At 59.7% G+C, this 21,022-nt stretch carries 23 protein-coding genes and 1 tRNA gene; 9 read left to right on the top strand and 15 right to left on the bottom strand.

Annotated features, from left to right (window positions below):
• Window positions 1-22: 22 nt before the first annotated feature.
• The 7 genes from infA to T424_RS0105080 all read right to left on the bottom strand — a co-directional run bounded on the left by infA (window position 23) and on the right by T424_RS0105080 (window position 5,010).
• Window positions 23-241, bottom strand: a complete 219-nt coding sequence (gene infA / locus T424_RS0105050) for a translation initiation factor IF-1 (protein WP_027486751.1) — start codon at window positions 239-241, stop codon at window positions 23-25.
• A 120-nt stretch (window positions 242-361) separates the two neighbouring features.
• Window positions 362-853, bottom strand: a complete 492-nt coding sequence (locus T424_RS0105055) for an arsenate-mycothiol transferase ArsC (protein WP_051558799.1) — start codon at window positions 851-853, stop codon at window positions 362-364.
• Between the two features lie 11 nt (window positions 854-864).
• A complete protein-coding gene (locus T424_RS0105060; RefSeq protein ID WP_027486753.1) occupies window positions 865-1,338 on the bottom strand; it encodes a UPF0262 family protein in 474 nt (157 codons plus the stop codon).
• Between the two features lie 3 nt (window positions 1,339-1,341).
• On the bottom strand, window positions 1,342-2,640 hold the full coding sequence (gene hisD, locus T424_RS0105065; protein WP_027486754.1) for a histidinol dehydrogenase: 1,299 nt from the start codon (window positions 2,638-2,640) through the stop codon (window positions 1,342-1,344).
• 82 nt (window positions 2,641-2,722) lie between these two features.
• Window positions 2,723-3,160, bottom strand: a complete 438-nt coding sequence (locus T424_RS0105070; protein ID WP_027486755.1) for a DUF2948 family protein — start codon at window positions 3,158-3,160, stop codon at window positions 2,723-2,725.
• Window positions 3,161-3,244: 84 nt separating this feature from the next.
• The gene (gene murA / locus T424_RS0105075; protein ID WP_027486756.1) at window positions 3,245-4,537 is read right to left on the bottom strand and encodes a UDP-N-acetylglucosamine 1-carboxyvinyltransferase; all 1,293 of its coding nucleotides are present in this window, start codon (window positions 4,535-4,537) and stop codon (window positions 3,245-3,247) included.
• 290 nt (window positions 4,538-4,827) lie between these two features.
• Complete coding sequence (locus T424_RS0105080) at window positions 4,828-5,010, bottom strand: hypothetical protein (protein WP_027486757.1); 183 nt, start codon at window positions 5,008-5,010, stop codon at window positions 4,828-4,830.
• A gap of 138 nt (window positions 5,011-5,148) precedes the next feature.
• Here T424_RS0105080 and T424_RS0105085 point away from each other — a divergent pair.
• Window positions 5,149-5,223: transfer RNA gene (locus T424_RS0105085), tRNA-Thr, on the top strand.
• 62 nt (window positions 5,224-5,285) lie between these two features.
• On the opposite strand, the gene chrA is transcribed toward T424_RS0105085, so the two are convergent.
• Both chrA and T424_RS0105095 read right to left on the bottom strand, forming a co-directional pair.
• The gene (gene chrA, locus T424_RS0105090) at window positions 5,286-6,683 is read right to left on the bottom strand and encodes a chromate efflux transporter (protein WP_027486758.1); all 1,398 of its coding nucleotides are present in this window, start codon (window positions 6,681-6,683) and stop codon (window positions 5,286-5,288) included.
• 249 nt (window positions 6,684-6,932) lie between these two features.
• Window positions 6,933-8,951: a methyl-accepting chemotaxis protein gene (locus tag T424_RS0105095; protein ID WP_027486759.1), complete on the bottom strand. Its 2,019-nt coding sequence runs from the start codon at window positions 8,949-8,951 to the stop codon at window positions 6,933-6,935.
• 349 nt (window positions 8,952-9,300) lie between these two features.
• On the opposite strand from T424_RS0105095, the gene T424_RS0105100 reads away from it, so the two are divergent.
• Entirely contained in the window at window positions 9,301-10,212 is a 912-nt protein-coding gene (locus T424_RS0105100) for a DUF6030 family protein (protein ID WP_154664804.1), read from the top strand.
• A gap of 106 nt (window positions 10,213-10,318) precedes the next feature.
• Here the strand turns inward: T424_RS0105100 and T424_RS0105105 are convergent, their stop codons facing one another.
• The 6 genes from T424_RS0105105 to motA form a co-directional block, all read right to left on the bottom strand.
• Entirely contained in the window at window positions 10,319-10,762 is a 444-nt protein-coding gene (locus T424_RS0105105; RefSeq protein ID WP_027486761.1) for a hypothetical protein, read from the bottom strand.
• A gap of 4 nt (window positions 10,763-10,766) precedes the next feature.
• Window positions 10,767-11,852, bottom strand: coding sequence for a flagellar biosynthesis protein FlhB (gene flhB / locus T424_RS0105110; RefSeq protein ID WP_027486762.1), 1,086 nt, complete (start codon window positions 11,850-11,852; stop codon window positions 10,767-10,769).
• A gap of 197 nt (window positions 11,853-12,049) precedes the next feature.
• On the bottom strand, window positions 12,050-13,108 hold the full coding sequence (gene fliG / locus T424_RS0105120) for a flagellar motor switch protein FliG (protein WP_027486763.1): 1,059 nt from the start codon (window positions 13,106-13,108) through the stop codon (window positions 12,050-12,052).
• A gap of 28 nt (window positions 13,109-13,136) precedes the next feature.
• On the bottom strand, window positions 13,137-13,757 hold the full coding sequence (gene fliN / locus T424_RS0105125; protein ID WP_027486764.1) for a flagellar motor switch protein FliN: 621 nt from the start codon (window positions 13,755-13,757) through the stop codon (window positions 13,137-13,139).
• Between the two features lie 63 nt (window positions 13,758-13,820).
• The gene (locus T424_RS0105130) at window positions 13,821-14,774 is read right to left on the bottom strand and encodes a FliM/FliN family flagellar motor switch protein (RefSeq protein WP_027486765.1); all 954 of its coding nucleotides are present in this window, start codon (window positions 14,772-14,774) and stop codon (window positions 13,821-13,823) included.
• Window positions 14,771-15,646, bottom strand: coding sequence for a flagellar motor stator protein MotA (gene motA, locus T424_RS0105135; RefSeq protein ID WP_027486766.1), 876 nt, complete (start codon window positions 15,644-15,646; stop codon window positions 14,771-14,773). Before motA ends, T424_RS0105130 begins: the two co-directional genes overlap by 4 nt.
• Window positions 15,647-15,941: 295 nt before the next feature.
• On the opposite strand from motA, the gene flgF reads away from it, so the two are divergent.
• From flgF to flgG, 7 genes are all read left to right on the top strand, one after another.
• Entirely contained in the window at window positions 15,942-16,676 is a 735-nt protein-coding gene (gene flgF, locus T424_RS0105145; protein ID WP_027486768.1) for a flagellar basal-body rod protein FlgF, read from the top strand.
• A gap of 77 nt (window positions 16,677-16,753) precedes the next feature.
• Window positions 16,754-18,148: a flagellar protein export ATPase FliI gene (gene fliI / locus T424_RS0105150; protein WP_037066663.1), complete on the top strand. Its 1,395-nt coding sequence runs from the start codon at window positions 16,754-16,756 to the stop codon at window positions 18,146-18,148.
• Entirely contained in the window at window positions 18,129-18,707 is a 579-nt protein-coding gene (locus T424_RS0105155) for a flagellar protein (protein ID WP_245269431.1), read from the top strand. The genes fliI and T424_RS0105155 overlap by 20 nt, the downstream gene beginning before the upstream one ends.
• Before the next feature lie 214 nt (window positions 18,708-18,921).
• Entirely contained in the window at window positions 18,922-19,314 is a 393-nt protein-coding gene (gene flgB, locus T424_RS0105160) for a flagellar basal body rod protein FlgB (RefSeq protein ID WP_027486771.1), read from the top strand.
• 4 nt (window positions 19,315-19,318) lie between these two features.
• The gene (flgC, locus tag T424_RS0105165; RefSeq protein WP_027486772.1) at window positions 19,319-19,756 is read left to right on the top strand and encodes a flagellar basal body rod protein FlgC; all 438 of its coding nucleotides are present in this window, start codon (window positions 19,319-19,321) and stop codon (window positions 19,754-19,756) included.
• Window positions 19,753-20,121 (top strand): flagellar hook-basal body complex protein FliE, encoded by a 369-nt coding sequence (locus T424_RS0105170; protein WP_027486773.1) that lies wholly within the window; start codon window positions 19,753-19,755, stop codon window positions 20,119-20,121. Before flgC ends, T424_RS0105170 begins: the two co-directional genes overlap by 4 nt.
• A gap of 105 nt (window positions 20,122-20,226) precedes the next feature.
• Window positions 20,227-21,018 (top strand): flagellar basal-body rod protein FlgG, encoded by a 792-nt coding sequence (gene flgG, locus T424_RS0105175; protein WP_027486774.1) that lies wholly within the window; start codon window positions 20,227-20,229, stop codon window positions 21,016-21,018.
• The last annotated feature ends 4 nt before the right edge of the window (window positions 21,019-21,022 follow it).

Raw genomic sequence — 21,022 nt, forward strand, 5'->3', positions numbered from 1 at the left:
TTGCCGCTCCGCAGACGGTTTATTACTTGAAGCGATAGGTGATGCGGCCTTTGGTCAGGTCGTAGGGCGTCATTTCCACCAGAACCTTGTCGCCTGCCAGGACGCGGATACGGTTCTTGCGCATACGGCCTGCGGTATGGGCAATGATTTCATGCTTGTTTTCCAGCAGCACCCGGAATGTTGCGTTGGGCAGCAATTCCGTAACGATGCCGGGAAATTCGAGAACTTCTTCTTTTGCCATTGAGGACTTGTCTTTCTTTCATTAGGGCGCGCGTGAGGCAGCGCCGATCAAAATGTGGGCGGAAACTACACAATCGACGCGGTTTTGTGAACCACGTTGCGCAGTCAATCGGCATTTGTTTCAATCTCGCCCGAGAGGTTGCGTTCCGGGTCTCTTGAAGCGCTCTTCGATGAGCTTTGTCAACCTTTCCCGTACATCGCGATAGGCTTCCAGCCTTTGATCGCGGCTGCCCGTCTCTACGGTCGGGTCGGGAGTGGGCCAGTAATCGACCTCTACCGAAGACGATCGGGTGAGTTCCAGCGCGGCGTGGTGGGCCTCCGGCGCCAGTGTGATGATGAGGTCGAAATAGGCATCCTCAAGATCTTCCAGCGTTTGTGGCTGACGTTTGCCGAGTGTCAGGCCGATCTCTTCCAGCACCGCATCTACGAAACCGTCGCGCTCCCCATGGCGCACACCGGCCGAGGCCACGTAGATGCCTGAGGGCAGCAAGCGCCTGGCGATGGCTTCCGCCATGGGCGAGCGAATGGCATTCATGCCGCACAGGAACAGAACAGAACCGGGCAGGCTCCGGCCGGGGGGCGTGGTCTTCCTGTCCTCAGCGGCTTCAACCATGGCCTCTCCCGTCAACCCCGCCAATAAAGAACGCATACGAGGGTGAACAACCGTCGCGCCGTATCGAAATCAATCACGATCTTGCCCTTCAGCCGGTCCATCAGCGTTTGGGAGCCGTCATTGTGTATGCCGCGCCGCCCCATGTCGATTGCCTCGATCTGGCTTGGCGTGGCGGAACGGATTGCTTCATAATAGCTTTCGCAAATCATGAAATAATCCTTGATGATCCGGCGTAGCGGGGTCAAGGAGAGAATGTGGGTCGCCACATCCTCTCCACCATCGGTTTTAATGGCAAAGACCAGCTTCGAATCCACCAGCGAGAGCAGGAGATGATAGGGGCCGCCGGAATGGCCTACGGGCTCGAAGCTGTTTTCCTCTATCAGGTCGAAAATGGCGACGGCGCGTTCATGCTCGACATCGGGCGTGGACCGGCCGATGGTCTCGTCCAGCACCACATCCGAGAGCCTGAAATCGCCCTGTGCCATTCTTTACCCCGCAAGATTGAGCCGGATTGCCACCGATCTTGCGTGCGCATCCAGCCCCTCGCTATTTGCAAGGGCAATGGCTGCCGGCGCAAGCTGCCGCAACTGCTCAGGGCCAAGCCGCAGGATCGATGTCCGCTTCACGAAATCCAGAACCGAAAGGCCGGAGGAAAAGCGGGCCGAGCGGGCCGTGGGCAGCACGTGGTTGGAGCCGCCGACATAATCGCCGATCACCTCCGGCGTATGACGACCGATGAAGATGGCGCCTGCATTGCGAATGCCCGCCATCAACATATCGGGATCGGCGACGGCCAGTTCGAGATGTTCGGCGGCGATGCGGTTGGCAAGGGCAACGCTGTCCTTCAGATCCTTGATGACAATGAGCGCGCCATAATCGCGCCAGCTTGCGGTAGCGGTTTCGCTGCGGGCCAGTGTCGTGAGCTGGCGCTCGACGGCGGCTTCGACGGCCTTGGCAAATTCGGCATTGTCGGTGATGAGAATGGATTGCGCGGCGCGGTCATGCTCTGCCTGGGCCAGAAGATCGGCGGCAATCCAGTCGGGATTATTGTCTCGGTCGGCAATCACCAGCACTTCGGAAGGGCCAGCGATCATGTCGATACCCACCGTGCCGAAGACATGACGCTTGGCGGCGGCGACATAGGCATTGCCGGGGCCGACGATTTTGGCCACCGGGGCGATGGTTTGCGTGCCATAGGCCAGCGCCGCCACGGCCTGGGCGCCGCCGATGCGATAGATTTCGCTCACTCCGGCAATTTTCGCAGCCGCCAATACGGTCGGATTGATCTGCCCGCCGGAGGCCGGCACGACCATGACCACGCGCGGTACACCCGCCACTTTTGCCGGCACGGCATTCATCAATACGGAGCTTGGATAGCTTGCCGTGCCGCCGGGCACATAGAGCCCCACGGCCTCGATGGCCGTCCAGCGCGAGCCGAGGCCCACGCCGATTGCGTCTTCGTAAATGTCGTCCTTCGGCATCTGGCGCGCATGGTGGCGCTCGATGCGCGCGGCCGCCAGCTTGAGGGCGGCAATTACCTCTTCGGACACGCAAGCGGTTGCCGCTTCGATTTCGGCCTCGCTCACCCGCATGGGGGTGTCGGTAAAGTCCAGCCCGTCGAATTTCAGCGAATATTCGGCGAGCGCTGCATCCCCGCGTTGGCGAATGTCGTCGATGATGGTCCTGACGACTGTATTCACATCCTCGGAAACTTCCCGCTTTGTCGTGAGGAAGGCCGAAAAACGGCTCTCGAAATCCGCCGAAGCCTGTTCAAGCCAGAGTGCCACTAAAACCCATCCTTATGCAATTTCGCCCGCAGGTCCGCTGAACCCGCTTAACCTCGTCTGCGCGCCGTGATGCGCCCGCCATTCAGGCCAGCCGATGGTCCGGCCTTGCCTTGGTTTCCCATGCGCCGCCGACATCTGCAAGCTGAACTTCTATGCATTCAACATCAAGTGCAATCGTCGCGGCATCGGCGCAGGTCAGTTCCAGCACGCCATCGGGGCCTTCGCCGTTCTGGCGAAATTCCATGGCCAACAGGCTCAGCACCTTTTCACGGTCGTTGCGATCGATGCCCATGGAGCGGACAGCACCAACGCGCTTCACCGTCAGCACGGCGCGGCGGCGCTCGAAGCCCTGTCTGCGGCGCTGGTTTTCTTCCCAGACGAAGCGGTTGGCCTTCAGTGTGAATACGCCGGTGCGGGCCGCATAATCCACATCGGCCAGTTTGAACACCGCATCCTGAACATGGGCGGAGACAATGGTGAGATCCTGCCCATCCAGGGCCAGCAGTTTTATGTCGGTCATGAGCCGTTTCCAAAAGGGATATTGCTCTGGAGATAGGCGTTGCGCCGCCGCTTGGCAACGGCGCAAACCATCCCGATGCAGCAATCAGCCGCTGATTCGCTCGACAATCGCGCCGCAGCGGGTCAGTTTTTCTTCCAGCCGCTCGAAACCGCGATCCAGATGGTAAACGCGATTGACCAGGGTTTCGCCTTCCGCCGCCAGTCCGGCGATGACGAGCGAGACGGAGGCGCGAAGGTCGGTTGCCATCACCGGTGCGCCGCGCAGTGTGGGAACCCCTTCAATGCGGGCGGTCTGGCCGTTCAACGTGATTTTTGCGCCAAGGCGCGCCAGTTCCTGCACATGCATGAAGCGATTTTCGAAAATCGTTTCGGTAACATGCGCCACACCTCTGGCGCGGGTCATGAGGCCCATGAACTGCGCCTGCAAGTCCGTGGGGAAACCGGGGAAGGGCTCCGTCACGATGTCAACGGGGCGGATGGCATCGCCATGGCCGATGATGCGAATGCCGCCATCGACAGGCGAAATCTCGGCGCCTGCCCGGCGAAGCGCCTCTATTGCCGTATCCAGAAGGGCAATATCGGTGTCTTCCAGCGTCACGTTGCCGCCCGTCATGGCAACCGCCATGGCATAGGTGCCGGTTTCGATACGGTCGGGCAACACGCGATGGCGCGCACCCGAAAGCGAGGTGACGCCTTCGATGGTGAGCGTGGCCGTGCCCGCGCCCGAAATCTTCGCGCCCATGGCATTAAGGCAATTGGCAAGATCCACGACTTCCGGCTCGCGCGCGGCGTTATGGATCGTCGTGGCGCCGCGCGCCAGAGCGGCGGCCATCATCATCACATGGGTTGCGCCCACGGAAACCTTGGGGAAGGTGTAGCTTGCGCCGATCAGGCCGCCCTTGGGCGCGGTGGCTTCGATATAGCCGCTGTCGATCTCCATGCTGGCGCCCAGCGCCCGCAGGCCGTCGATGAAGAGATCCACCGGGCGCGTGCCAATGGCGCAGCCGCCGGGAAGCGACACCCGCGCCCGGCCTTCCCGCGCCAGAAGCGGTCCGATGACCCAGAAGCTTGCCCGCATTTTCGAGACGAGATCGTAAGGCGCGGTGGTATCGACGATGGTGCGGCAGGTGAAATGAATGGTGCGGGCATAGCTGCCGGACTGGCGTTCACGCCGTCCGTTGACGGAAATGTCCACGCCGTGATTGCCGAGAATGCGCAGCAGAAGCTCGACATCGGCCAGATGCGGCACGTTTTCCAGCGTCAGCGTATCGCTGGTCATCAAGGAGGCGATCATCAGGGGCAGGGCGGCATTCTTGGCGCCGGAAATGGGAATGATGCCGTTTAGTGTGTTGCCGCCAACAATCCTGATGCGATCCATCTGTGTCACTCAAGGGGCAAGCCTGCCCCCGCCTTTCCTGGTTGATATGCCCTGCCTTGGGGGCCGCTGTCAGTCTTGCAGCCCGCCGCGCCAGCATCTGTAATGGCCTGTTCTTAGTGGGTTTGATGTTTAAAGAAAACCCGCAAGCGATGGTTTTAGGGGAAAACAAGGCCCGCCCGCAAACATGGCGTGGGGGAAGGTTCTTCTTGAGTGAGGTCGAGACGCTCCAAGCTTTTGTTTACCCGCATTTCCGGACGGAAAACCGCGACTACACTTTTCCTGTAAATGCTCTAAACCTCGGCATCGGGCAATTTTGCGGCGGGAAGGCCCGTCGTGTCATCGGCCTCGCCTGCGCGGCGTGCCCGCGCCTGCGTCTTGCGGCGCATCAGGTTTTCCCGCAGCTTCTGGGCTGCGCGCTGGCGGCGCAGTTCGGCGGGAGAGGGAGCTTTGTCGGCATCGGAATTGTCGGTCATGCAGGCTTCATAACGCAAATGAGTAAAAACAGGAAGTTCCACATTTTATGACAGGAAATTCGTTTTGTCGCTTGCGCTTGGAATCAAGCTGTGGCAATAGGCCCCTCGTTCGGTCGAGGTAACACGAACCGAAAAGATGCTGCGGTAGCTCAGTGGTAGAGCACTCCCTTGGTAAGGGAGAGGTCGAGAGTTCAATCCTCTTTCGCAGCACCATTCTCTTCCCAAGGAAATCATGATTATCGTGGCGTTTCACCTCTGCGATTGCGGATTGACTGTCACATCAGGCGATAGAGCAAGCCGCATCCCGCGCAAACCAGCAGGGTCGTGACCACCGATAGCTTGAGCCGGAAGATCGCCACGGCGGCAAGAGAAGTCAGCGCCAGCGAGGGCCACGCAATCGAGCTGATGACCGGCAGGTCCATTGTCCATCCTCCTGCTGAGACCGTCCTGATCTCGGCAAAGAGGACGTGAAGCCCGAACCAGATCGTCAGGTTCAGGATAACGCCGACGACGGCAGCCGTGATGGCCGACATGGCGCCGCTCAATGCCGCATTGCCGCGCAATTTTTCAATGAAGGGCGCTCCGGCGAATATCCAGAGGAAGCTCGGGAGGAATGTGACCCATGTCGTCAGCATTGCCCCGACCGTCGCGGCGGCCAAGGGTGACAGAACGCCGGGATCACGATAGCCTGCCAGAAACCCCACGAATTGTGTGACCATGATCAACGGGCCGGGCGTTGTCTCGGCCATGCCAAGACCGTCGAGCATTTCGCCCGGACGTAGCCAGCCATGGCTCTCCACGGCGGCCTGGGCAGCATAGGCCAGAACGGCATATGCGCCCCCGAACGTGACAACGGCCATTTGGCTGAAGAACAGTCCGATTTTCGTGAAGACGTTATCCCATCCAAGGGTTGCGACCAGTATTGCCACTGGCGCAAGCCACATGATTGCCAGAGCGCCGGAAATCTTCAGCGACCATGCCAGATCGGGTCTGGCATGGTGCGGTATATCTTCGCCGAGAGCGGAGTCTCGATCTTCCAGAATTTTTATCGGGCCGGATTTGTGGTCTGCCCCGACCCCGAAGGCGGGCAGTCCTGCGCGCCCGCCCGCATAGCCGATGATACCGGCCCCGAGGATGATCAAAGGAAAGGGAACATGAAGGATGAAGATGGCGACGAAGGCCGCCGCGGCAATCGCCAGCATCGGCGTGTTTTTGATGGCGCGGCGTCCGATGCGGAACACGGCCTGCATGACAATGGCGAGGACTGCGCATTTCAGCCCGAAAAACATGCCCTCGATGGCGCTGACCCCGCCGAAGATCACATAGAGGTAACTGAGGGCAAGCATGGCCAGAAAGCCGGGCAATACGAACAGCAGGCCAGCAGTCAGGCCGCCTTTCGTTCTGTTCAGCAGCCAACCGATATAGATGGCCAGTTGATGGGCTTCCGGCCCCGGCAGCACCATGCAATAGTTCAAGGCGTGCAGAAACCGATGCTCGCCTATCCATTTCTTCTCATCGACGACAATGCGATGCATCACGGCGATCTGTCCGGCCGGACCGCCGAAACTGAGGGCGGCAACGCGCGCCCAGACCTTTACCGCCTCGCTGAAAGGGACAATGTCCTGTTGTTGATTTTGAGCGCTCGAGACACGGGACCTGGTGACATCGGTCATTGTCATTATCCCTTCTTCGGAAGCGTCCGGTTCCGAGAGTCTCCACCACGTCGCAGCGTCCTTATATGGGCGAAGCAGAACATCGCGCCTGCCTGCAATCGTTCGAGGCCGCCTTGCTTCCCGCCGGTTGGATTTGCCCTGTGGCGCAAAGATGATCGAGCGGCCATAAGCGAAGTCTGAGGTCTTCGATCATGGCCGCTCGGCGACTATGCAGATGAAGGGGCATTCAATCAAGAAGGGAAGGGCCGATCAGAATTCCTCCCATTCCTCACCCTTCGGCGCGCTCCCGATGCCGAGTGCCTGTGCCACCTGGCCGACCATGCGGCGGGCGGGGGATTGTACCGGCCTGGTGCTGGCGTCGGCGGGGGCGGGCTTGCGGCCAGCCGATTTGCCCGTGCGGGCAGCGGCCGGGGCAGCAGGCGGCGGGGTCGCGGGTTTTGCCGTGGCGGACGGGGCTTTTGCGGCTGCTGGCAGGCGGCCATCCAGCTTGAACTGGCCAACCAGCTCGCGCAGGCGGGTTGCCTCCGATGCAAGGCTGCTGCTGGCGGCGGTGGCTTCCTCCACCATGGCGGCGTTCTGCTGCGTGGTCTGATCCATCTGGTTGACTGCGGTGTTTACCTCGGCAAGGCCGGTGGCCTGTTCACGGGCGGAGGTGGCAATCGCGTCAAGCTGCGAATTGATGTTGACGACATGGCTTTCAATGACCTTCAGGGCCTCGCCGGTCGCGGTTACGAGTTTGACACCGTTTTCTACCTCGTTTGCGGAATTGCGGATCAGTTCCTTGATTTCCTTGGCGGCCTGCGCCGAGCGCTGGGCAAGCTCGCGGACCTCCTGGGCAACGACGGCAAAGCCTTTGCCCGCTTCACCGGCACGTGCGGCTTCCACCCCGGCATTCAGCGCCAGAAGATTGGTCTGGAAGGCAATCTCATCGATCACGCCAATAATATTGGAAATCTGGCTGGAGGATTGCTCGATCCGCTGCATGGCATCGACGGCATTGGCAACCACCGCGCCGGATTGGCGGGCTGAGGCATTGGCTTCTGCCGCGACGCTGCGGGCCTCTTCGGTACGTTTGGAAGAGTTGGAGACATTGGCGGTGATTTCGTCCAGGGCGGCGGCGGTTTCTTCCAGGGCTGCCGCCTGCTGTTCGGTGCGTTTTGAAAGATCGTTGGCGCTCTGGCTGATTTCCCGCGATCCGCCTTCAATCGAGCCGGTGGCAGACGCGACGGAGGTCAGCGTTTCGCTCAGTTGCTCGGCCGTGGCGTTGAAGTCGGCGCGCAGGCTTTCGAATTCCTGCGAGAAGGGCTGGGAAAGCCGCACGGTGAGATCGCCTTGCGAGAGGCGTTTCAGGCCGGATGCAAGCCCTTCCGTGGCCTGCGCCATTGCGCTTGCACGCTGCCTCTCCTGTTCGGCGGTGCGGGCCCGTTCGGCCTCGTTGAGGTTGCGATTGCTTTCTGCCTCCCGCTCGGCCTCGCGGGCGCGCAAGCCATTATCCTTGAAGATCTGCACGGCGCGCGCCATGCCGCCCACCTCATCGCGCCGGTCAATCCCTTCGATCGTGGCGGAAAGATTGCCGGAGGCCAGCGTTTCCATGGTACCCGCCAGACGGCGAAGCGGTATCACCAGCCAACTGCGTATGGCAAAGAAGCCAAGCGCCATGACCGCAGCAAGACCGGCGAGGCTGCTGGCCAGATTGACATTCCGAGTGAAATTGGCAAGCGCCGAAAGGTCATCGCTCCGCTTCGAGGCGCCCTTGTTAATATCGTTGACGACCTGGGTAAACTCCGGGGCAATTTCCGCGAAAGCCGGCTGGCATTCGGCGAGGTAAACGGTTTGCGCTGCCGCGATGTCGGCGTCGGACGTTGCCTTGTCGCCAAGCTCAAGCGCTTTGCCGCAGGTTTCGTTCATGACCTTGAGGGTTTTTGCCTTCAATGGCGCCAGGGCCTGATTGGCAGGCAAGGCGGCCATGGCGGTGTCCATGTATTTGACGAAGCCCTCTTTGGTCGCGTTGATTTCCTTTGTGGCCCGGTCGCTGAAATCATCGCTGCGCGCCATCATGACATCGCCCATGGCGGCGCGAATGTTTTGCATGGAGCGGTTGGCGCGCGCAAGGGCCAGGGTGGCTGCCGATTCCTGATCGAGCAAATTGCTGTAGGCGGAGTCGATCTCGCCGATCTTGAGGCCGCTATAGCCTGCCATTCCAAGCACAAACAGGCCAAAAAGACTGAGTATCACCAGCATTTTTCCAATGACGGGCACGTTTTTCATAAAGGCCTCCCAGCCCGGTGCAGGTCCTTCCACCACCGGCCGGATGCGACCTTGCAAAACTCACATGAAATGGCGCCGCCGGTCGTTCGTTCTCCTCCACGAGAACTGCGCCCATCCATCCAAGGTCGTATATGCGCAAAATATTAAAAAATAATTGTAGGAAACTCTAATGTTGTAGCGTGAGCGAACAAGGCCATGGAATTCCGCCATATGGTCGCGAATTTCCTCTACTGTATGATTCCTTAAACCGGAATCGGTTTAAGATGAAAACCATCGCACGGATTTGAAGTGTTGCAGCGCCGTGCGTTTGATAAAACGCACGGCGCTGCAGGTTCAAGAGATGTCCTGCATGGCGCCCGATGACATGCCGGGGCGGGCGCAAGCGGCAGAGGTGACGGTGAAAAAGAGCGGAGATGCGCCGGCAATACAATTGGTCACGGTCAGGCCTGTCCGCAACGGGCGGCGGCGCCTTGGCGTGCTGCTGGCGCTTTCGCTGCTGGTGGTGGTGGGGCTTTTGCTGACGGTGCTTCTGGCGCGCGACGAGCGGCATCTGCTGCTTCTTCTGGACTATTTCTTTCCCGCGTCTACGCGGCAGGATAGGGCAGAACAAACCATTTCGCTGCGCGGGCGGCGAATTCCGCCTTTGACGCTGCGCTTGCCGCAACGGTTTCTGGTTGTGCCGCCGCTTCTCGAGCAGGCCGTGTTTCTTCGCTATTTTCACGCCGACGGTGCCCGTTTCTGCACGGCCATGCAGAAGGCCGGGCTTGGAAATGGCGGCTGGACGGCGGCTGCTGCCGATGCGTCCATGTTCGAATGCGTGAGCGAGACCACGGAAGTGGCGCTGAAGCCGGATGCGGATGCTCCGTCTTTCTTCATGGTCGTCCGCGGCGATTCGACCGGACGCATCATGCAGATCCGCCTGAAGATCGTGCAGCCTGCCGATAGTTCCGATATTCGCCGGCGTTTCGAGGCCGCCCTCCAACTGATTCTGGACCAGACAGGATGGACCGATCTTGCCGATGCCATGGCCGAGATGCGTCGTCTTTCGCCCGTTTCGGTCAATCACTTCGGCATTGGTCTGAAAATGACGAAGGAATTCATGGGACCGCAGCGCTACAATGTCAGCATGATGCTGGAGGATGACGGGGAACTGGACCGGCGCAGCCGCGCCATATTGCAGGCGCGCCCCACCCTTTCCCCACCGAAAAAATCCTTGCCCGTCTCCCTTTTTCGTCCTCTCGGCTCAAGGCCTGCAAGGTAAGATGGATTGGTAACGGCCAGTGCCGGAAACGGCAAAAGCGCCGGGAGGCCGGCGCTTTTGCTGCATTGTCCGTTTGGAAATGCGTATCAACAAAGACTCGACTTCTTCAGGCGGCCATGCTCGGCTGCGGATGATTGGGGATGAAGCGTGCTTCCGACAGGCTCTGGGCCAGGAAAGCCGTGTTCGCATCCGGATCGTCCGAAGGATGCTGGAAGGAAATATGGTTGATTTCCAGCCCGGCATAGTCGCGCGTCAGCGTCAGTTGCGCATAGATTGTCACATCGCGCGGCTTGATTTCCAGGTCGAGAACCACTTCCGGAACGTCGCCCCAATCAAGCCTGTAATCCCCGCCCGCACCGAAATTGATGGTGCCGGGATGAAAATACAACTCTGCTGCGGAAGAAACGAGATCGGATATATTGCCGAAAAACTCGAAGCGAATAAGCGAAATAAGATCGGCTGCATCCAGCAACCGTAACTCGGAGGCGACAGGACTAATAGCTTCGGCAACAATCTTTTCGCGGGTTGTTGTATATTCGCATTTTCTCATATTTTTAGCGCATCCGCCTCTTCTTCTTGGCCTCCGCAGCGTAGATTCGCTGTACCAGTTCTGCGATGGCCCTATAAAATACTGGTGGAATCACACTATCGACCGAGACTTGCGCAAACATGGAGCGGGCCAAAGGTGGGTCTTCAAAAATCGGAATATTGTTTTCCTGGGCAATTTCACGGATTTTCAGCGCAATAAGATCCTGACCCTTGGCAATCACCATGGGCGCGCCCATTTCCTCGCGCACATAGCGCAGCGCCACTGCATAGTGGGTGGGGTTGGTAATGACCAGCGTGGCGCGCGGCACGTTCTGGATCATGCGGCGGCGGGCGCGGTCGCGCTGGGCGGAGCGCTGGCGTGATTTGACGACCGGGTCGCCCTGGGTCTGCTTGTGTTCTTCCTTTACCTCCTGCTTGGTCATGCGCAGTTCCTGATACCAGTGGTATCGCTGCCAGCCCACATCCACCGCCGTCAGCAGTCCGGTGGCGAAGAGAAGAATGATGACCATTTCGCGAATGATGGCGGAAAGCTTGACGAAAATGATCTGCGGATCGGAGAACATCGCATTGAGCGTGCCGAAATATTCGCCGCGCAGCGCCAGCACCATGATGATGGCCACCACCACGATCTTGAACAGCGATTTGCCGAATTCCACCATGCCCGGCACCGAAAACATCCGCTCGATGCCCTTCATCAAACTTACCCGCTCGAACTTGGGCTGGATACGGTCCAGAACGAAGCTCGGCAGATGCTGGGCGAAGGATTGCGTGAGGCCGAACAGCATCAACATCAGCAGAATGGGCGTCAGGATGGCAAGCATCTGCCAGCCGAGATGGGTCATGAGGGAAAGGGCGTCGGTCGGCGTCGTCAATCGCCATTGATCGGGCGTTTCGAACAGATCCTTCAGCGTTTCGGCCAGATGCGCGGCCGCGTCCGGCAGGAAGAACACCAGATAGACATAAAATGCCAGCATCGCCGTGAAGAGCGCGGCCTCCCGCGACATCGGGATATTGCCCTTTTCCACGGCATCGCGGAGTTTTTTCTCCGACGGGCTTTCTGTTTTGCTTTCCTTGTCGTCGTCTTCCGCCATCGCAGCTTCGCCTTTTTCCGATGGGACAGCTCAAAGAGTTACTGCATGTCCATCCGGAAAACGCGGTTCCGGTCCGGCCTGAACATGCTGCGGCACCCCACGGCTTGAAAACAGCAAGGCCGGGAGAGGGTAGCCCCCATTCTCCCGGCCTTCAATCGCAAATGGCGAAACGTCCCGCCTTATCAACAAAGCCTGCCTCAGGCGGCGGCGGTGCCGCTTTCGTCTTCCTTCTTCTCGGCTTCCGGATCCTTGAGTTGGATCTGGCCGGCATTGGCAAGGCGAATGGCCTCCTGCGCCACGGCGCGGCGCGCCATGGCAATCTCGCGTGGGTTGACGCCGGTCGTGCCCGATTGCAGGTCGGATTCGATCATGCGGCGCGAACGCGGGCTGATGGCGGAGAGCACGCATTCGCGGATTTCTCCCGATGCCCCACGCAACGCCATGGTGAGAATGTCGCCTGAGATGTCGTTGAGCAGCATGACGCGGCTGCGCTGCGGCATGGCGAGCAGGTCTTCGAACAGGAAGATCTTCGGCCGAACCTTGGTGGCCGATTCCTTGCTGATCGTTTCCAGAGATTCGAGCAATGTATCGACCTGGGGTTTGTCCAGTTCGTTCATCAGCTCTGCAACCTTGGCCGTGCCGGTGGAGTTGCGCTCTGCCTCGATCTCGTTGATCAGCTCGATCACGCGATTTTCAATGATCTGCGCGGCCTGCGGGCTGACATTCTTCAGGTTGACCGTACGGTTCATGATGTCGGCACGGCGGCTGTCGGGCAGCTTCACCAGCACCTTGGCGCCGAAGGAAGACGGCAGCATGGAGAGGATATAGGCAACCGTCTGCGGATGCTCGCGCATCAGGAATTTCGCGATGAAATCCGGATCGGCATCCTGCAAGCGGTCCCAGATGGAGGTCTCATAAGACTGGAAGGCGGCGCGGCGGCCCAACAGGCCATCCACTTCCTCGGGGGTCAGCCCTTCCTCGAGGATCTCCTCGATGGCCTTGGCATTGTCCATAAGGCCGGCGCCCTCGGTGAAGAGGTCTTCGAATTCGTTGACGAGTTCGGCCAGTTCATCCGGTGGAATCGTCCTCAGCGTCTGGGCCGAGGAAATGATCGTCTGCAATTCCGCCTGGGTGAAATATTTCAGCAATTTTCCGGCAACGCCCTTGCCCATGGCCAGAAGGACGGCTGCCGCCTTGTCCGCCTGGCTCAGGGGCTTGCCCGCAACCGGGCCGCCGAAATCGTCAAAGTCCATCATGGTCTTTCCTCTCTGGCCCGAACTGGGGTCAGGACGCCTTGCTGCCCAAAACTTCGATCAGCTTCACGCCGAATCGCGTGTCGTCATTTTCTAAAACAGTAATCTCACCGCGGGCAATCCGTCGACCATTTACCATGATCTCCACAGGTTCCCCGATCTTTTTATCGAGTGCGATGGTGGCGCCTTCTTCAAGGCTCATCAGCGCGGAAACCGGCATCCGGCTGGAACCCAGCACGATCTGGACATCGATCGGGATGTCCATGATGAGGTCCATATTGGCGTCGAGCGCGCTGCCGGGAGCCTGATGGCTTTCTCCGCCGCCGAAGGAGGAGGAGGAAGAGCCGAAATCCGAGCCGCCAAGGTCGGCGCCGCCGAAATCGGAACCGCCGAGATCGGAGCCACCGAAATCCGAGCCGCCAAAATCCGAGCCGCCAAAATCACTGGCAGGCTCGCCGCCGCCGAAATCGCTTTCGAAATCGGAAAGGCCGCCGGTCGAGGTGCCGCCGAAATCGCCAAAGTCGCCGAGGCCGCCGTCGCTATCGGTTTTCAGGACGCCGCGCAGATCGTCGATCGCCTGATCGAGATCGGCTTCGCCTGCCGGCATGGCCAGCGCATCGTCATCGGTCTGAGGTGTTTTTTTCGGTGCCATGAAACTATTATTCCCTTTGAAACTTGCCTCAACCTGCACTTTCACACGCGCAGGCGATAAACGTCAGGTCATCAGGTGACGCAGAATGTCATTGTCTGAACTGTAAGTGGATTTCACGCGAACCGTGTAACGGTCGCCCGCCCGGCCGAATTCGCAACTGTAGAGGTCCTTGCCGTGGGCGCTGACATCGACGCTGACATCGCCCTTTTCCAGAAACGGAATGACATCGCCCGGCTGAAGCCGCGCCACGGTGGCAAGGGTCAGTTGTTCCAGCCGGATGCGCGCTTCCAGCATGACATTGGCCTTGCGCACCTGCTCGGCCATCTGTTCGGCCCAGTCCTTGCGCCCGCGTGAGGGCTGGTTTTTCGATTTCGGCAACGTCACGGCGGTTTTGAGCAGGGCCTTTTGCGGAATGATCAGCGCAAAATCGGACACGACCTTGCCAAGCCGGATGCTCATGTGAATGAGAGCCGCATATTCGTCCACATGGTCGGCTTCCGGCTTCGGGCGGTCCTCCCAGTTATGGGGACGCTCGGCAATCGGCTCGAAGCCGCCAGACGCATTCACGCCGGAGCGCAGCACATTGGCGATGCGCTCGAACACCATGACCGCCAGATCAAGCTCGATGCGCGACAGCGGCCGCTGGATCGGCTCCTGGATGAATTCAGGAAGAGCGCCCAGCAGGTTTTCCATCAGCGTGATGATGAAGCCGTTGCCGCAGGCCATGACGAAATTCGGCGACCAGTTGCGCAAGGACGTATCGGCGAGGACATAATTGTCGCCAAGCCCGGCGATCAGCTCGGTCATCAGCCCGGACTTGTAGTCGAGATAGGAAACCTCGACGGAGAGATTGGTTTCGCTGTGGAAGACGTCCGGCAGGAATTCGCCGTAGAGATGGCCGAAATCCTGGCAGAGCTTTTCGAGGGTGCGGCGGTCGCCAAGGCCGCCGGTAAGCCGGGCGAGGAGGGCCTGATCCATGGCAGGGGACGTGTTGGCCTGTTCAGCGTTCATGGTCAGGCCGCCTTTTCATTGCCGCCGCCGGGATTCATCATCTCCTGCTCGACGGCATCGATGGAGGGACGCTCGTAGGAGGAAATGGTCTTGCGGCCATATTCCAGCGCCACCTGCGGCACGGAGCCGTTCATGTAGGCCAGAAGCGTCTGCTTGACGATGATGTAGAGGCGATGCTGCTTGGTGCGGACGATCTTGATCTGCGATGTCAGCGGATTGCAAAGGCAATAGGACAGGAAGATGCCAAGCATGGTGCCCACGAGCGCGGCGCCGATGAGGCCACCGAGAACCTCCGGGGATTCGTTGATCTTCGCCATGGCCTTGATAACCCCAAGCACGGCGGCGATGATGCCGATGGCCGGGAAACTGTCGCCGATTGCCAGAATGGAGTTATAGGGCTTCATCTTGTCGTAGAGGATTGTGTTGATTTCCTCGTCCATCAGCGCCTCGATCTCGTGCGAGCGGGCATTGCCGATGATGATGAGACGCACATAATCGCAGATGAAGGAGGTCAGTTCCTTGTTCTTCAGAACCGAGGGCGCGACCTGGAAGATCGAGGATTCCTCCGGATTGTCGATATGCGCTTCGATTTCATTGCGCGACTTGGTGCGCAGGTCGCGCATGAGCGAATAAAGAACGCCCAGAACGTCCAGATAGGCGCGTTCCTTGGGAACTGCGTTCTTGAAGGCCTCTCCGATGGCTTTGCCCGAGTCTTTGACCACCTTCATCGGGTTGCCCATGATGAAGGCCCCAACGCCAGCGCCGCCGATGATGACGAGTTCGAACGGTTGGACGAGAACCTCGATGTGGCCGCCCATGGCCATGAAGCCGCCAAGCACGCAGCCAACGGTGATGATGAATCCGATGATGATATTCATGTCGCGCCTGTATTGGAACGTTTCTTCTCAGCACAACCGATAGGCACGCTGCCTTGCGTGAGGCTGATGATGTTCCTGTTTGGCACTTCTTCACCCGCCCGCAGGCCGGAACAGTTTCGCGCAAGCATTTTCCGGCAGGAAGGAAGCAAGAACGGTCTTCCACGTTCCATGATGGAGACGAGCAACCGTGAACCGCAGCACATGCGCCACACCGCAGGCATGAAACCTGAACGGACGGCGCTGAAGGCGGCTCGGGCCTGCTGGTCTTGAAAGCTCGAGGCTTGGAGAGAACAACATGCAATCGGGAATGTACGTATCCCTGTCTTCGCAGCGCGCCCTCGACCGGCGCCTGACGACGATTGCCGACAATATGGCGAACATGAACACCGTGGGCTTTCGCGCCACCGAGGTCAAGTTCGACGAGGTCCTGAGCAAGACCGGCAATGACATCAATGCCAAGGTCGCCTTCGTTTCGCAGGGCAATGACTATCTGTCGCAGCGCACCGGCGAAATGAGCCGCACCGGCAACGATCTCGACTTCGCCGTCAAGGGCGATGCCTGGATGAGCCTGGAAACCCCGGCGGGCAAGATCCTCACGAGAGACGGGCGCTTTACCCTGACCGATACGGGCGAGCTTGTCTCCGTGCGCGGTTACAAGGTTCTCGATGCAGGCGGCGGCCCGATCCAGCTCAATCGCAATGGCGGCGAGATCCATGTCGGCAGCGACGGCACCATCGTTCAGGATGGCCGCCAGGTCAGCCAGATCGGCCTTTTCCAGGCCGATGTCACCAAGGGCTTCCTGCGCTACGACAATAGCGGCATCGTCACCACCCAGACACCGCAGCCGGTGGTGGACAATCCGTCCGTCGGCATCATGCAGGGCTATATCGAGCAATCGAACGTCAACGGCATTCAGGAAATGACCGAACTTGTGAAGGTCAACCGCGCTTTTGAAAGCATTTCCTCGGTCATGGGCCAGACGGAAAACAGCCTTGCCGAAACCATCAAGGCGCTGGGCGGCAGTAAATAACACCGGTGATACGGCGCCGTGCCAGGCGTTGTTCCTGAAAGCCGCAATTTCTGAAAGCCCAACACAAAGGCCAAGCCGTGAGCGAGCAGTTTCACCCTCAGATCGAGCCTAACCGCAAGCTCTCGGCTCTTGCCGGTCTTGCGGCGCGCTATGGCGATCCGGCCCATTCGGTGGCGCAGGGCGGACATGTGCGCACCATTGCCGCCGGGCATTACACGGTTGCAGGCCTTTCGAAGCATCTGCATCTGGGAGATTTCGTCGGCCATCGCAGTCCGCGCGGGCTTCATCTCGGCGAAGTGGTGCGGGTGGAGCCGGAACTGGCCTATGTCTGTCCCATCGAGCCGGGTGAACCCATTGCCATTGGCGACACGGTCATCCGCAAGGGCGCTTTTCGCGTTGGTGCGACCGACAGCTGGTGCGGGCGCACCATCAATGCGCTGGGAGAGCCCATCGACGGGTTGGGCCCAGTGCTCGCCGGTGCAGACCGCCGCCCGATCGTGACGACGGCGCCACCCTCCATGGGACGGCGGCGGGTGGAGCAGGGCTTCCGCACGGGTGTCAAGGCCATCGACATTTTCGCCCCGCTTTGCCTGGGCCAGCGCCTTGGCATTTTCGCAGGCTCCGGCGTGGGCAAATCCACGTTGCTTTCCATGCTGGCGCGGGCGGATGCCTTCGACAAGGTGGTGATCGCCCTTGTCGGCGAACGTGGCCGCGAGGTGCGCGAATTCATTGAGGATACGCTGGGTGACAACATGGCAAAGACCGTTGCCGTGGTCGCCACCAGTGACGAAAGCCCGATGCTGCGCAAAATGGCCCCGCTGACGGCCATGACCATTGCCGAGCATTTTCGCGATCAGGGCGAAAACGTACTGTTCATTGCCGACAGCATCACCCGTTTCGCACTGGCCATCCGCGAGGTGGCGACAGCCGCCGGCGAGGCGCCGATTGCCCGTGGCTTCCCGGCCTCTGTCTTTACCGAACTGCCAAAGCTTCTGGAACGGGCAGGGCCAGGTGAAGAGGGCAAGGGCACCATTACCGCAATCATTTCCATCCTCGTCGATGGCGACAATCACAACGATCCGATTGCCGACAGCACGCGCGGCATTCTCGACGGGCATATCGTGCTGGACCGTACTTTGGCCGATGAAGGCCGTTATCCGCCGATCAATCCGCTCTCTTCCATTTCCCGTCTGGCGCGCAAGGCCTGGTCGGCGGATCAGGAGAAGCTGGTTTCGCGCCTGAAGACACTCATTCACCGTTTCGAGGAAACACGGGACCTGCGCCTGATCGGCGGCTACCGCGCCGGTAGCGATGCGGATCTGGATATGGCGATCAAGCAGGTGCCGATCCTCTACGAAGTCCTGAAACAGACCCCCTCCGACCGTCCGACCGCCGATGCCTATGCGGATCTCGCCCATGCGCTGAAGGCGGCCAACAATGCTGGAAATGCCAATGCAAGAGCCCGAGCTTGACCTGAACGACATGGATGCGGACGAGCCGGTGAAGCCGCCGCGCAGCCCCCGGCGCCGCCAGGGCTTGATCGGCGACCGGATGCTGGCGGCAACGGGCGTTGCCATGGCGTGCAGCGCGGCGATGTTTCCGTGGTATGTGTTCTTCAATCCGGAAAAGTTCGGCTTCCGGGCCGCGCCGATGGATCACACCCGCGATCTCCCCGAAACCACGCCGCGCAACGTCTTCAGCGTTTCCCCGCTGGCGCTCGTGGCGCGCGAGGATCACGAGCAGAAGCCGCCGGAGGGTGTCGATCCGCTTGAAACGGCGACCGTTTCCGATGTCGGGCGGCAGGTGCCGGACCGCAAGCCGATTGAAAATGCGCAGCAGCCTTTTCCCGGCAGCGCGTTTCGCCTGCTGCATGTCGCCAATGGCCGGGCCCTGATCGAGGATACTTCCGGCATGTTCATGGTGCAGATTGGTTCGATCCTGCCCGATAACAGCCGCGTGGCCACGCTTGAAAAGCGCAATGGCAAATGGGTGATCGTCACCACGTCGGGCCAGATCTACGAAAACCAGTAGGCACCGGCCCGCTTTGCCCCCCGGTGAAAAGATGTATTTGACGAGCGGCCGCGCCCCCTAAGGGTGCGGCCTTTTCTGTTTTGAAACATACATATTTATCAATTGGATATAGCTTTCATTCACAAATTTCACCCATCCTGCAACAACCGTTTTTACCGCAAGTCTGACGCAAGATTACCGGCCTAGTCTCCAAGGCGTAGATTGGAGAAAGCCTATGCAACCTATTCAGCTTTTTGACTTGGCATCCCGGCAGGCCGAATGGCTCTCGCTGCGTCAGGAAGTCGTTGCCGGAAACATAGCCAATGCCAATACGCCGAAATACTTGTCGAAGGACATTACGCCCTTCAACGCGATGATGGCGGGACAGGCCATGAGCATGGCCCGCACCAACCCGAAACATTTCGCCTCCAACGAGCTTGACAGCGATCTCGATGTCGAAGTCCGGGAAGCCGCGCTCGATAGCGAAATCGGCGTTCAGGTTTCCGGTAATTCGGTCTCGATTGCCGATGAAATGAGCAAGATGGGCGAAATTCAACGGCAGCACCAGCTCAATACCAATCTGGTGAGTAGCTTCAATCGCATGATGCTGATGATAGTGAAGAGGTAAGCCGATGGATTCCGTGACTGCCACAGATCCTCTCTCGTCCGCCCTGAAAATTGCCGGAAGCGGCCTGGAAGTCCAGGCGACCCGGCTCAGGATCGTTTCCGAAAACATTGCAAACGCCCAAAGCACCGGCGACACCCCCGGCGCCGATCCCTATCGCCGCAAGACGATCACCTTCGGCTCCGAGCTGGACAACGCAACGGGTGCGGAAATCGTCAAGGTCGAGAAGCTTGGCTTCGACCAGTCGAAATTCGTCGAGGAATACGATCCCGGCAATCCGGCGGCCGATTCCAAGGGCTATGTGAAAATGCCCAATGTCAACGTCCTCATCGAGATGGGCGACATGCGCGAAGCCAACCGGACCTACGAGGCCAACCTCCAGTCCGTCAAGCAGACGCGCGACCTCATCTCGTCCACCCTCGAACTTCTGAAAAGCTCACAATGATCGATTCCATCAGCAAAATCAGCGGGCTCGCCACATCGGCCACGGGGGCGGCAACCGAAACCTCAAGCACCATGGCCTCGCTCGGCACGGGCGCGCTGTCGGCAACCGGTGTCACCGGCCAGAATTCCACCCCCGGCACCTCCACGGGCCTGGGCTTCGGTGAGGTTCTCGGCAACATGATGACCACGGCGGTGGACAATCTGAAAGGCGCCGAAAGCACATCCCTTGCCGGCATGACCGGCAAGGCGACGACCCGTCAGGTGGTCGATGCGGTGATGGCCGCAGACCAGACGTTGCAGACGGCGCTCTCGCTGCGCGACAAGCTCGTCTCCGCCTATCTCGACATTACCAAGATGCAGATCTGAACCGATTGCAGGCCGTGGCGGCGCATTGCGCCGCCGATGACGTGAAGACACCCGCTTCTGTCGCGCGATGACGAGAAGCCATCAGCCCCAGGGAAAGAAGAGCAAATGAGAGCCCTTGCAATTGCCGCGACCGGCATGGACGCCCAGCAGACCAATCTCGAAGTCATCGCCAACAACATTGCCAATATCAACACCACCGGCTTCAAGAAGTCGCGTGCCGAGTTTTCCGACCTTCTGTACCAGAGCGAAAAGGCCGTGGGCGTGGCCAACCGCGCCAACCAGTCCACCGTTCCGGAAGGCGCCAATATCGGTCTGGGCGTTCAGACGGCTGCCATCCGCACCCTGCATTCGCAAGGGGAACTGTCCGAAACCGACAACGAGCTGGATGTGGCCATCGTCGGCCGCGGCTATCTCCAGGTGCAGAGCGCCGACGGAAACACCACCTATTACACCCGCGCCGGTTCGCTGAACAAGGACGACAGCGGCAATCTGGTGACGACGGAAGGCTACAAGGTTCTGCCCAATATCACCATTCCTTCGGATGCGACGGAAGTGAAGATCAGCGAGTCGGGCGAAGTCAGCGTGCTCCAGGGCAGCAGCACGACCTATACGACCATCGGTCAGCTTGAACTTTCCGCCTTCGTCAACGATGCGGGCCTGAAGGCCATTGGCGACAACCTGTTCCAGGAAACCGCCTCTTCCGGCCAGCCGATCAACGGCGTGCCCGGCGATGCCGGTTACGGCTACCTCAAGCAGAATTATCTGGAATCGTCCAACGTCGATTCCGTCACCGAAATCACCAGCCTTATCTCCGCTCAGCGCGCCTATGAGATGAATTCCAAGGTCATCACCACCGCTGACGAAATGGCCAAGGTGGTCAGCCAGAACCTCAAGTAACCCA

Source organism: Allorhizobium undicola ORS 992 = ATCC 700741 (assembly GCF_000621665.1).
GTDB lineage: Bacteria > Pseudomonadota > Alphaproteobacteria > Rhizobiales > Rhizobiaceae > Allorhizobium > Allorhizobium undicola.